Here is a 13,400-nt window from a genome sequence, read left to right on the forward strand (position 1 = left end):
GCATTCATTGACTCTTGATGACTTCCGACGGATTCTCATTGGCTGCCTTACATACCTGTTCACGTATCGTACCTAGAACCATGCTGGTAATGGTGATGAATATTCCCACCAACCACCAGATCTGGATTTGGATGCGATAGGCGTAGCCTTGCAACCAGTAGTTCATGACGAGATAGCTGATCGGGAAAGCGATGATTCCGGCGATGACAATTAATCGCATGTATTCCTTGAAGAACAAGAAAATGATCTCGGAGGCTTTCGAGCCTACTACTTTCCGGATAGCGATCTCTTTACGCCGCCGTTTCGTGGAGGCTGTAGCGACGGCGTAGATGCCGAACAAGGAGATTAGCAAACAGGCGAAAGCGAGGAACGAGAATATTTTCAGCCCGACGATCTCGGATTGGTTCAGTTGATCGTAAAGCGTTCCGATCGGGGTGATCCGGGTATCCGCTAATGTCGGGTCTATCTTGGGCAGTAGCTCCGTGATATGGTGGGCGATGTTTCCTTCCTCGCCCGGTATGACCCGGATATACAGATTATTCACCAGTCCACCCGAAGGAATGAATAGCATCGGATGAATACTTTCCCGGAAAGATAGCGCATGGAAATCGTTGACGACACCGACGATCTCGTATTCTTTGATCACGCTGAAATCTGACCACCACGGCATACGGATGATGCTGCCGACTGGGTCTTGTAAGCCCATGGCACGAACCGCCGACTCGTTGAGCACGACACTAAGTTCGTTGCCTTCTGTCCACCACCGGCCCATTAACATCTTTAGGTCGAAGGTCTCACCAAATCGGTGATCGGTTCCATAGAGGTGGAAGTCCACCTTTGTGTCCAGCGGTTTTCCCTCCCATTCCACATTCGTGAAGATCGCCATGGGATCGACATGATGTTGAGGCTTAAAGTTCGTGTCGGTGAAACTTTTGACCTGCGGCAGGGCACTTAACTCTTGCATCAACGTGGATTCTATTTTCCCGGATACGTCTACGAAGCCGGATAGTTGGATAAGGCCTTTTGGATCGAAACCTAAATCTTTTTGATTTACGAATCGCATTTGCTCCATGACAACCAGCGATGCTACGATGAACAGGATACTGATCATCAATTGTAAGGTCACGGCCATGCGGCGTAACAAAAGGGGTTTGACTGTCTCTTTGGGAACGAGCGAGGTGGTTGCCGTATGGCTGAACTGCCCGAAGAATACTAATCCTGCACATTGGAGGATGAGGAATGTACCTATACCTACCCCTGCGAAAAGAAACAGGAACCGGCCCATCTCCAAATCAATCTCCAGCCATCGGGCGAAAAGCGGCTTGACTTGGACTATGAAGATCAAGGCTACCAACAAGGATGCAAGTACGGAACAGCCTAGCTCGACAGACATTTGTTCGATCAATTGCTTTCTCGTTGCGCCGTTGACCGTCCGTAAACGCCATTCCCGCACACGTTGCCGAAAGAGATCCATATAGGAATTCAAGAAATTGAAGAGGGCGGCAAACAATAATAGGGCACCAGATACGACAAACAAGCCGATGAAATTTAAGGTAAAGGGTGTATCTTCATTCAGATGATGCCGGATCTCACGGATGGGGAGTGTTCGCAACTCGATCTCCTTGTTCACCCCGATACGTTCAGGTAGCTCTTTTAGTTGATTGGCGAAGGCTTTTGGGTCTGAGCTTGGATGGAGTTTCACGTATAAGTCCATCACGAAGAAGCTCCATTGTGCCTCTGGAGGTAACTGGGAGAAATGCTGTATCATGTTATGGTTGATGATCGCGTCGAACGGTAGATTGGTATGGGTTGGTGGGTCTTTCACCACAGCCGTGACGATGTAGGGAGGTAAGGAGGCTCTCATCAAGGTGTGTATAGGTTGCCCAATCGCCTTTTCCGCGTCGCCAAATAGACGGACCGCCGTACGTTCGCTCAAGATCATGTTGTTTACGATTTGTAGCGGATGATTCATTTCTCCACAAACGAAAGATTGCGGGAATACCTCTAGGAACGTGCTGTCTGTATAAAGCATATTCATTTGGATATAAGGAGTCGCTTGGGTTCGGCAGTTTTCGGTTGAAAGCATAAGCGTGGTGGAGGCTTCGATAGCTGGGACTTGCTCTCGTAAGCTATTTTCGATACCTTTCGAAGCTCCTTTGTTCACTTTCCCGGATTGTTTCTCGGCGCTATAGACACGGTAGATGGATTCGGAATCCTTGTAGAAAGAATCGTAAGTGGTCTCATGATCCATCCAATAGAGTATGGGCACGAAACAGACGAGGGCGAAAGCCAGCCCTAGGATACTGATGGAGGCGCTGACTTTATACTTCCAGATGTTTTTGAAGGCAATGACACAGTAATGTATTAACATGGCAATTCCGTTTTTTGATGATATCGCTGATGACTCAATTTCGCTGAATCCGACTCAAATATCATGCCATAAATGTAACGTATTAGAAAATAGAATCATAGAAAAATCTGTATTTCTTCATGTAGTGCGATAGCGTACATTTTTTGTGCGATAATGCACGTACAAGCTGTCTTTATTCCCTTTATCTTTGTCCGTATGGAAGAAAAAGGAAAGATATTGATCATCGACGATAATAAGGATGTGTTGTTCGCATTGAACTTACTGTTGGAGCCGTACATGCAAAAGGTGAAGGTAACGACACAACCGGCACGCATTGAGTATTTCATGCGGACGTTTCAACCGGACGTGGTCTTGCTGGATATGAATTTCCATCGGGATGCCGTGAGCGGGCAGGAGGGTTTTGAGTATTTGGGACAAATCTTGGAGATCGATCCGCAAGCGGTCGTGATCTTCATGACGGCCTATTCGGATATAGAGAAAGCGGTCAAGGCCATTAAGGTTGGCGCTACCGATTTCATCTCCAAGCCGTGGGAAACGGAGAAGTTGCTGGCTACCCTCTCGTCGGGCATTCGATTGAGCCATTCCCGTAAGGAGGTCGGACGTTTGCGGGAGCAGATGAAAGCCATGAAGGCGGACGACACATTGCCGGAATTGATCGGTGAGTCGCCAGCGATGCTGAAGGTAAAGGATACGATCTACAAGCTCGTGGAGACTGACGCGAATATATTAATTACCGGCGAGAGCGGTACGGGAAAAGATTTGGTGGCTCGTTTGTTGAGGCATTACTCGCCCCGGCGTGACGATGCTTTCGTGACGATCGATTTGGGAAGCATCCCGGAACAATTATTTGAGAGTGAGTTGTTCGGTTACGAGAAAGGAGCCTTCACGGATGCCCGACGGTCTAAGTCGGGACGGATGGAGATGGCCTCCGGTGGTACGCTCTTTCTGGACGAGATCGGTAACCTGTCCTTGCCGATGCAGTCTAAATTGTTGACGGCTATAGAGAAACGTCATATCACCCGTTTGGGAGCGGTGGAGCCGATCTCGATCGATGTCCGTTTGATCTGCGCCACCAACGCCAATCTGCGTCAGCTGGTGGGCGAGGGGAGTTTCCGGCAAGACTTGCTCTATCGGATCAATACCATAGAGATAGCCATACCACCGCTGCGTGAGCGGGGAGAGGATATCTTGATGCTGGCCGATCATTTCCAGAGGCTGTATAGCCGGAAATACAAGAAAACGATCAAAGGGTTGAGCCGGGAGGCGGGGAGTAAGCTGATGAAATACCCTTGGCCCGGTAATGTCCGGGAGTTGCAGCATGTTTTGGAGCGAGCCGTGATCTTGAACGAGAGTACGGTGCTGAGACCGGATGATTTCCCTCTCTATACGGCCTCGTACGAGCGAAAGAAGGAACCGGACCCTGATTTGAATCTGGAACAAGCCGAGCGGAAAATCATTGAGCGAGCCTTGCGGCAAAGCAACGGTAATATGAGCTATGCCGCCGAGCTATTGGGTATCACCCGTTTTTCCTTGTATCGTAAAATAGAGAAGTTCGGCTTATGAGATCGTATGCGTTCACGGTCATCTCGCACATCCTAGGCATCGTCTTGTCTACGGGACTCCTGTTCTATTGCGTGCATGAGGAGATTATCTTTTGTCCTACTTTTTGCGGGATCGCGATCTTGTATTTCTCGATTCATCTTTATTTCATACAGATGCGGCAGGTGAAGTATTGGCGTTATGTGGTGGATTGCTTGCGGCAGCAAGACTTGATCCAGATCGTTCGTTCACCTTATGAGGATAAGGTGATGCGGGAGTTGGCGGACGATTTGTCCGCGGCTCTGCGATCCTTGCGTGGCCGATTGATGGACGAGGAGGTGAGGCGGCTGTATTTTGAGAGTCTGTTGAATAAGGTGGACACTGCCGTACTCGTTACTGACAGGGAAGGGGCTATTGAATGGAAGAACCGGGCCGCCGACGCGTTGCTGGATACGAGGTGTCGGTTACCCAATGAGTTCTTGGAGGCTATCAAGGCGGGGAAGACGGTGGTGCGTTACGGAAAACCATCCGTTCCGCAAGATTGGGCGATCGATGCCACTCGTATCGACTTGCGAGGTTGCGAGCGTTGGATCGTCAGCTTGAAGAACATCCATTCTACCTTGGAGCGGAATGAGATGGAGGCTTGGCAGAAATTGATCCGTGTCTTGACGCACGAGATCATGAACTCCATCACACCCGTTATCTCGTTGTCCGAGACCTTGAGCAAACGTTGCAAAGCAGATCCGGATGATGTCCGGAATCGTTCGTATATCCAGCATGGGGTGAATGTCATCCATCGCCGGAGTAAAGGGTTGCTGGATTTCGTTGAGAATTACCGGAGATTGACCCGGATCGCCTCTCCGGTAAAGACCCGTATCTTAGTGAAAGATTTCTTTTCGGATTTAAGGCGTTTGTGCCCTGAGCCTTCTATCCGTTTCCGCTTGCCGGACGAGCCTCTGGAATGGTTCGCAGATCGGGCGCAGATGGAGCAGGTCTTCTTGAACTTACTGAAGAATGCTTGTGAGGCTTGTGCGGAAAAGCCAAACCCCGAGATTATCGTGGCGGCTCAGCGGGAGGGAAACGAACTCGTCTTTACCGTGCGAGACAACGGTATCGGTGTCTTACCCGAGGTTATCGACCGGGTTTTTGTACCTTTCTTCACCACCAAGCCCTCCGGCTCGGGTATCGGTTTAAGCATCTGTAAGCAAATAATCACCTTACATGGCGGCCATATCTCGGTAGAATCCGAGAATGGAAAGGGTAGCTGTTTCTTTTTGTACTTTAATTGATTATCAGCCTATTGCAGTTTTTCTAAATTTCTTATACGGAAAACTTTAGTTTCTTCAAGGAAAAACTTTCGTTTCTATATAGGGAAACAAAAGTTTCTTACTGAGGAAACTTTTGTTTTATTAGGAGAAAACTCAGGCTGCTATTATAGGAGATTCGTGATAGGATTCATGAGACGGAAAGTTATTGTCTGTTTTTAGTGCGCTTACCCTGTAAAATACATACCTTCGCGGATATATTTAATTGATTTTCTATGAAATGGTATCTATGGGGGGCAGTTGTCCTGCTTTATTCCCTGTTTGGAAGCGCTTGTTCTACGGAACGGAGGTATGATTTGTCGGCTTATGGTTTATCCCCGGTCGAGAATGTGGATAATGCGCCCGCTATGGCGAGGGCATTGGAGCAGATACGGGAGAAATGCGAGGAAAACCAGACCATTGTGGTGACCTTGCCTAAGGGCCGCTATGAGTTTTATCCCGATAGCGCGGCGGAGCGTGTCTATTTCATCTCGAATCATGATCAAATGAATCCGAAGAAAGTAGGTTTGCCTTTCGAGGGGATGAAGAATATGGTGTTCGACGGGCAAGGCTCGGAGTTAATCTTCCACGGCAGGATGTTGCCGGTCTCTTTGCTGGATTCGAGGAATTGTGTCTTGAAGAATTTCAGTATAGACTTCAAGCATCCTCAGATTTCACAGGTAAAAGTGGTGGAGAACGATACGCTGAAAGGCGGGATCACCTTCGAGGTGGCTCCATGGGTACGCTATGAGATACGGGATAGCGTGTTTGTAGCGGAGGGAGAAGGCTGGGAGTTGACTCCCGGTTCCGGTATCGCCTTCGAGGGAGATACACGTCATTTGGTGTATAATACAAGCGATATCCCGGTAGGCGTGCGGGGCTTGATCGAGGTTTCTCCAAGGCTGATAAAGTCTCCCCGTTGGAAAGACAGCCGTTTGGTGCCCGGTACGGTGATCGCCATGCGTTCTTGGGAACGTCCGGCTCCCGGTGTCTTCCTGTATCATGACGTGAATACGACTCTGGAGAATATCAAGGTTCATTATGCCGAGGGAATGGGCCTCTTGGCGCAAGTGAGCGAGAATATCACGCTGGATGGTTTCTCCGTTTGCTTGAAAGGGGCGGACGATCCGCGGTATTTCACGACACAGGCGGACGCTACCCATTTCTCGGCCTGCAAGGGAACGATCATCTCCAAGAATGGCTTGTACGAAGGGATGATGGACGACGCTATCAATGTGCATGGAACTTACCTGAAAGTGGTGAGACGAGTGAATGACTCTACCTTGGTAGGCCGGTATATGCACCCGCAATCGTATGGTTTCGAATGGGGAAGGGTAGGGGATTCCGTGCAGTTCATCCATTCGAGCACCATGGAATTGATAGGGGCGAGAAACCGGATTACCGCTATCAAGGCAGTTGATCAACCGGATTACCGAGGGGCGAAGGAGTTCGAGATCCGGTTTGAGAATACGGTGAATCCTTCGATCCATGAGGGAAGCGGCTTCGGCATAGAGAATCTGGAGTGGACGCCGACGGTCCTATTCTCGGATAACGTGATCCGGAATAACCGTGCCCGCGGTTCCCTGTTCAGCACGCCTCGGCAAACGGTCGTAGAGAATAATGTTTTCGATCATACCTCGGGGACGGCGATCCTGCTGTGCGGTGATTGCAACGGCTGGTTCGAGACCGGCGCTTGCCGGAACGTGTTGATCCGTAAGAATAAGTTCATCAACTCCTTGACGAATATGTTCCAATTTACGAACGCTATTATCTCTATTTATCCCGAAATCCCGGATTTAGCGTCGCAAAGGAAATATTTCCATAGTGATATCGTGATCGACGCAAACGAGTTTATTACGTTCGATAGGCCATTGGTATACGCCAAGTCCGTGGACGGGTTGGTCTTCACGAATAATATTGTCAAACAAAATAAGGAATACCCAGCCTTCCATTGGAATAACCATCGTTTCTATTTCCAGCGGGTGATCCATTCGAAAATAGAGAACAACTATTTTGATGAAGGGTTTATCCGGGAGAGGGATGTCTTAGAGGAAAATAACGGATATGATATATAGGAAATTAATCGTCTTGGTAAGCCTTTTGATAGGCTTCGTAAACATTGCGTTCGCCGGCGTTGGTGATCTCGATACGTTAAACGTACGTTCTCAAGCCCCTGTCAAGGAGAGAATGCCTGTCGTCGCCTATAAGTTTAACCCGAAAAGCTTGATTCTTCCGGCCTCATTGATAACGGTGGGAGCCGTAGGCACGGCGATCGACGGGATGAATGACTTTCACCTGTTTTCACGGAAAGATTCCGTGAAGCAAATCCATATCGACAATTACTTGGAGTGGGGAATGCTGGGTTGGGTATTTGTCTGCGACCTTATGGGAAAAGAGAAGCATAACTGGGTGGACCAACTTTGCTTGGTCGCTTTAGCGGAAGGGATGAACGGATTGATGGTGCATGGGCTGAAGAACTGGGTAAACGAGCCTCGCCCGGACGGGGCGCCTTATTCGTTTCCGTCCGGACATACCTCGAATGCTTTCTTAGGGGCGCATATGGCTTATAAGGAATTTAAGGATAGCTCGCCTATACTCGCTTACTCGGGTTATGCGATAGCGGCGTTCGTGGCGGGTTCCCGCTTATACAATAACAGGCATTGGGTGGCGGATGTAGTAGCCGGCGCGGGTTTCGGGATCTTGTCGGTAGAGTTATCGTATCTGATCTATTTCCCGATTCGTAACGCTATCGCCCGGCGGATCAATCGAAATGTGAAGAACTGCCCGATCGTGGCCGCTCCGGTATTCAGTTCGAATATGGCGGGATTCTATCTGACTTATCAATTTTAATGCGTCTTATGAATAAAGCGCATACCGGCTTATAGAGACTGGTTGATGCGCAAAAGCTCCTCTATATGCGTGCGGTCGTTGCTGAGGCGTGGGATCTTGTGTTGGCCGCCTAATTTACCTTTCTGCTTGAGCCATTCATAGAAAGCACCGTCGTGGGCGATAACGATTTCCAGCGGTTGAAGGGAGATCTCTTTATACCGCTTCGCCTCATAGTCCGAGTTCAGCTTTTGTAAGTTCAGATCTAATAAAGTGGCGAATTCATCGAGAGATTCCGGTTTCTTGTCAAACTCGATAAACCATTGGTGCCGTCCTTTCGCCTTATCCAGCATAAAGAGTGGGGCGGCGGTATATTCTTTTACTTTCGCCCCGGTTCGTAGGCAAGTCATGGCGATCGCCTTATCGGCGTTATCCACCATTAGCTCCTCGCCGAAGGCGTTGATAAAGTGCTTGGTACGTCCGGAGATAACGAATTTATGAGGGAATAACGAGGTGAAACGTACCGTATCCCCGATCTGATAGCGCCATAATCCTCCTGAGGTCGTGATCACCATCGCGTAGTTTTTCCCGGTCTCTACCGATTCCAGCGGTAACACGGTCGGATGGGCGCTACCCACCTCGTTCATCGGGATGAACTCATAGAAAATACCGTAATCCGGCATCATAAGCAAACTGGGGTCTGTCGGATCGTCTTGCAGCCCGAAGAAGCCCTCGGATGCGTTATAGGTCTCCATATAATGCATCTTATTCGATGGAATCAAGGTTTTATATTGCTCCCGGTAAGGCTCGAAACTGATTCCCCCATGGAAGAAGATCTCCAGATTAGGCCATACGTCCGTAAGATATTCCCTACCCGTTTTTTTCAATACGGCCTTGATCAAGACCAACATCCAAGAAGGAACACCGGATAGGCTGTTTACATCCTTATTCCAAGTGTTCTCCACGATCGCCTTGATCTTGCTTTCCCATTCATCCATTAGGATAATGGGTTTCTTGGGGACGCGTATTAAATTGACGAGCGGATTGAGATTTTGAAGTAATACGGCGGATAAGTCGCCTTGATGAGCCTCGGAGTTTAGCGGGGAAGGGCTATGGCTGCCGCCTAATATCAAGCCTTTCTTGGAGAAGAAACGGCTTTCCGGGTTGTTCCGCAGATAAATGGCCACGCAATCAAAGCCGCCTTTATAGTGGCAACCCTTTAATATCTCGGGGGTGACGGGCAGGAATTTACTTTTGTCGTTCGTGGTCCCGCTACTCTTAGCGTACCACCGCACCACCGAAGGCCAGAGAATATTCCTTTCTCCGTTTATCATTCGGGTGACATACGGCTTTATCTCGTCATAAGTCTGTAAGGGAAGACGTTGGCAGAAGTCAGAATAAGAGCGAATGCTTTTATAATCATATTTGAGTCCCCATTCCGTCTTGCGTGCCGTCGAAAGCAGAGCATGCAGCTGTTTGCGCTGGATATGGTCTATATCCTGCCCAAATCGTCCGATCTCCGTTTGTCGATGGCGGAAAAGGAGCGAAATCGTCTGTGTTAAAATATCCATGCTCTTTTTATTTGTTCGAGTGCAAATGTAGGCATTCTCTTTTTATTTATATCTTTGCTAAGTACTAAATTAACGTTACGATGAAAATAGGGATTCTCTCATCGGGTGGCGATTGCCCCGGTATCAACGCTACGATCCGTGGTGTTGGCAAGACCGCTATCATGCATTACGGCATGGAAGTGATAGGTATTCATAGCGGTTTTATAGGTCTTTTGAATAAAGACGTCCAAGTTTTCGATGAACGGAGCTTATCCGGCATATTAAATTTAGGGGGAACCATTTTAGGAACGTCCAGAGAGAAGCCTTTCCGTAAGCTCTTGGCCTCGGGATATTCGGAAAAGCCGGAGATCATTAAGAAAAATTATGAGGAGCTGGGGCTGGACTGCTTGGTTTGTATCGGAGGAAACGGTACGCAGAAGACGGCCAATCTGTTATCTCAGATCGGATTGAACGTGATAGGCGTTCCCAAGACAATCGATAATGACATATGGGGTACGGATATTACGTTCGGTTTTAATACCGCCGTGAATATCGCCACGGAATCTATAGACCGTCTTCATTCTACGGCTAGTTCACATAAGCGGGTGATGGTCGTGGAGGTGATGGGCCATCATGCCGGATGGATCGCCTTGTATGCCGGGATGGCTGGAGGTGCCGACGTGATCTTACTTCCGGAATTGGGATACGATATCGATAAGGTGAACGAGGCGATCTTGGATCGGGCTCGCAGGGGCAAACCTTATTCCATCGTTGTAGTAGCCGAGGGTATCGAGACTCCGGATAAAAAGCGTCCTTCTGATTATATTACCCGGGCTATCGAGGTAGGAACGGGTATCGAGACCCGGGATACCGTATTGGGATACACCCAACGGGGTGGAAACCCCTCTCCGTTCGACCGTAACCTTGCGACTCGTTTGGGAGGCCATGCCACGGAACTGATCGCTAATGGTGAATTCGGACGTATGGTTTGTATGAAAGGAGATAGGGTAGAATCCATTCCCTTGTTAGAAGTAGCGGGAAAACTAAAATTAGTGACACCGGATCATGATTTGATCGTACAAGGAAAACGGATGGGGGTAACATTCGGGAAATAAAATAAAAAAGGTTGTGTGTCAGAGAACGCACAACCTTTTTTACTTTATACTAGTAGGCGGCCGTTTATTTTTTAATACCTTGAACGGTTTGGCTTCCCTTTTCGGTAGTCAAGCGGAAGATATACATTCCAGTGGCAAAATCACCCGTGCTGAGACTGCTTCCCGGTTGCGGGACGCTACGTATCAACTTTCCATCGGCCCTGTAGATCTCAAGCGATTTCAGTTGTTGATAATTCTGGATCTGTACTTCATTCGAGAAGATACGTGGTTGAATATCTACTTCTTCGTCTGTTGGCTTCAGTTCGTTACCTACGCTCGTTTCCGGAATTACCGTAGCCGGAGCGCTCTCGTCGGTACCATAAAGTGCCGTTACTTGGAGCAGAGGGGTACTTGTTGTCAGATTTTTCACCGTATAATTCCGTTGAGAAACAGGTAATGTCGTCAGTTCCCGGGTATCTTGATATACCTTATAACCGGTCAGCTCCGGAAAAGCCGTGATCAACTCTGCTTCTTGCGCATCGGAGGCGATAGCCAGTTTCCGGAATGATAATCGGCCCGTTCTCATGGGTTGCGGTTTCTCCGAGAAAGTGCTCGTGGAGAATACGGAACTCGAGGGGAGCTCACCTTCTTCCGCGCTTATTACGATCGATAACACAACATTGGCATCTAGCTCATCATCTGAGAATGTTTCCCATTTTTTTCTGTCCAAAGAGTATAAATTCCCTTTTCCATCGACTGCGGGGCCTTCATCGGAGCATGCCGGGTATGTGTTATTGGCATAGCTTATCACATGAATGGCTACCAGTAAATCCTGCTTCGCATCGATTACGAATGGTGTTTTAAGTGTGACCGAATTTATTTTACCTGATTTCAGTTGAGTGAAACTCTCTTCATACTCCCGGTTTCCCTGTTTGATATAGACTCCATAAGTGACCCCTTCCTGTGGATAGAAATTAACCTTCCGGATCGTTTTTTTATGCACCGGTTGTAGATCTTTCGTATCCCATTTCTGAGCGAAATAGAATGGATCTCCTCCGAGACCGAACTGTTGATAACGATCTTGTGATCCCCAACCAGCTATTTTTTCGAGGACTGGGGCATTCCATGTCAGTTGAATCTCACCCGTGGAGATCTGTTTGTATTTCAAATCAGTCGGACCTTCATACTCGTTTCCGATCGTTTTCCCATCCTGCGTCATTCCCTGCAACGAGGTGACGCCCGTTCCGAGTGGATCTAGCCAGACATCCATCCGGGCTGTATCATTATCACTGTATTTATTCCAGTGATAATACAATTTACCGTATAAATTCAATCCTTCGGGCAGTTCGCAACTGGAGCTTCCACCGCTCAGCGTACCTATAATCAAACCTTTGCTATTAAATAAAGGCGAGCCGGAAGAACCTCCCTCGGTCACCCCGTGTCCGTTTAGCGTGGCATCGAAAGTCGCGTTCCAATGAGCGTTCGTGGCCCCGGTTTTCCCAACATCACTATTACGCCATGTAATCGATTCTGTCGGATAATTTCCATAGGTGGAGATTTTCATATAATCGCCGGAAGGATGATGGATGCCTACGCCCGAGAGTGAAAGCATATTTGAACGATCCCATCCGTTAAAGAATACATTATAATCGTCGGGGATCTCGTCGTTAAGCAACAGCAACAGTCCGTCGGAACCGTTTTCGACAGGGGTAGAGGCTTTCCGTGTACATCCTACCATGGTTTTTATCGGATAAATGGGTGACTCATTATCGCAGCCCACATGTTCTTGGTGGAAATAAAACAACCAGACTGCTAATTCCTCGGGAGTAACCGTCTGTTCGCCCAGCATATCTTGCGAACAATGGAAGGCGGATAATACATAAGGCTTTTTGTCACGGGCCGTATTATTTACCAGAGAAGCCGTACAAATATAGCTTCCTCCTTCTCCCTCTTTATTACGGATGTATTGAATCATTTGTATCACCCCCTTCTTTTGCTCCTGCCAATCGGCTCCCTCCTCGCAATTGATATTCACTTCGCAAGCTTCTGAAAAGCCGGCTCCCGGCGCTTCCTGTACTTCTGGCATGATCGCTTCAAGATGATTATACCCGTAACCGACCTCCCGGATGCGTAGTCGAGGTGTCTCGCCGGATGGTGCAGGTACATATTCGAGGATCACTTCATCGCCTGCTACGGCTTGGGTTGCGAACGGTCCGTTTTTAGGATGCGTACGATGCGTATAGGCACCCAATACTTGGGTTTTCGCTGCGTTATACAGGTATAACCGGGCACCTTTGGGTATATAAAAATCGGAGTAATACAGGATCAAGGCGATCGCTCCTTTCGCTTGAAGGTGAAGTTGCCATATTTGGCTACCGTCGGGTAGTGAAATCCAATCGCCGCTATCGGCGATGTCGAAGCTGGTTGGGATCGACTTGGCTACACGCAACGGAGCGCCTTGGCTGACCCTCCACGCATCGACCGTCTTGAGGTCTTCCACACTGAAATTCACTGGAACTTGTTCTGCTAGCTTTTCACTTCGAAGTGAACCTGCGAATTGAAAGCTGGGGGGGAGTCCTCCTTCGCTGATCTGCGCCAACGAACTTGAAATCGAGAAATAGCCGATATATAATATGCCGGTTATTAATATTCGGAGAAATTTACTGTACTGTTTTTTCATACATACAACTTTATATGAGCTTATTCTTATATAACT

At 48.3% G+C, this 13,400-nt stretch carries 8 protein-coding genes; 5 read left to right on the forward strand and 3 right to left on the reverse strand.

Annotated features, from left to right (window positions below; translation table 11 throughout):
• Positions 1–4: 4 nt before the first annotated feature.
• Complete coding sequence (locus D7V92_RS13095; protein ID WP_008781029.1) at positions 5–2,371, reverse strand: ABC transporter permease; 2,367 nt, start codon at positions 2,369–2,371, stop codon at positions 5–7.
• A 195-nt stretch (positions 2,372–2,566) separates the two neighbouring features.
• Between D7V92_RS13095 and D7V92_RS13100 the strand changes: the two genes are divergently transcribed.
• The 4 genes from D7V92_RS13100 to D7V92_RS13115 all read left to right on the forward strand — a co-directional run bounded on the left by D7V92_RS13100 (position 2,567) and on the right by D7V92_RS13115 (position 8,064).
• Entirely contained in the window at positions 2,567–3,934 is a 1,368-nt protein-coding gene (locus tag D7V92_RS13100) for a sigma-54 dependent transcriptional regulator (protein WP_172606906.1), read from the forward strand.
• A complete protein-coding gene (locus tag D7V92_RS13105; protein ID WP_121773036.1) occupies positions 3,931–5,199 on the forward strand; it encodes a PAS domain-containing sensor histidine kinase in 1,269 nt (422 codons plus the stop codon). The genes D7V92_RS13100 and D7V92_RS13105 overlap by 4 nt, the downstream gene beginning before the upstream one ends.
• A gap of 251 nt (positions 5,200–5,450) precedes the next feature.
• A complete protein-coding gene (locus D7V92_RS13110) occupies positions 5,451–7,289 on the forward strand; it encodes a right-handed parallel beta-helix repeat-containing protein (RefSeq protein ID WP_121773037.1) in 1,839 nt (612 codons plus the stop codon).
• Positions 7,279–8,064 (forward strand): phosphatase PAP2 family protein, encoded by a 786-nt coding sequence (locus D7V92_RS13115; protein ID WP_005864018.1) that lies wholly within the window; start codon positions 7,279–7,281, stop codon positions 8,062–8,064. The genes D7V92_RS13110 and D7V92_RS13115 overlap by 11 nt, the downstream gene beginning before the upstream one ends.
• Before the next feature lie 29 nt (positions 8,065–8,093).
• Here D7V92_RS13115 and D7V92_RS13120 read toward each other — a convergent pair whose 3' ends face one another.
• Entirely contained in the window at positions 8,094–9,611 is a 1,518-nt protein-coding gene (locus tag D7V92_RS13120; protein WP_121773038.1) for a GH3 auxin-responsive promoter family protein, read from the reverse strand.
• A gap of 80 nt (positions 9,612–9,691) precedes the next feature.
• On the opposite strand from D7V92_RS13120, the gene D7V92_RS13125 reads away from it, so the two are divergent.
• Positions 9,692–10,705: an ATP-dependent 6-phosphofructokinase gene (locus D7V92_RS13125; RefSeq protein ID WP_121773039.1), complete on the forward strand. Its 1,014-nt coding sequence runs from the start codon at positions 9,692–9,694 to the stop codon at positions 10,703–10,705.
• A gap of 64 nt (positions 10,706–10,769) precedes the next feature.
• Here D7V92_RS13125 and D7V92_RS13130 read toward each other — a convergent pair whose 3' ends face one another.
• Positions 10,770–13,364, reverse strand: coding sequence for a T9SS type A sorting domain-containing protein (locus D7V92_RS13130; RefSeq protein WP_121773040.1), 2,595 nt, complete (start codon positions 13,362–13,364; stop codon positions 10,770–10,772).
• Positions 13,365–13,400: the final 36 nt, after the last annotated feature.

The sequence above is a fragment of the Parabacteroides sp. CH2-D42-20 genome (assembly GCF_003670185.1).
In the GTDB taxonomy this organism is placed as follows: domain Bacteria; phylum Bacteroidota; class Bacteroidia; order Bacteroidales; family Tannerellaceae; genus Parabacteroides; species Parabacteroides distasonis.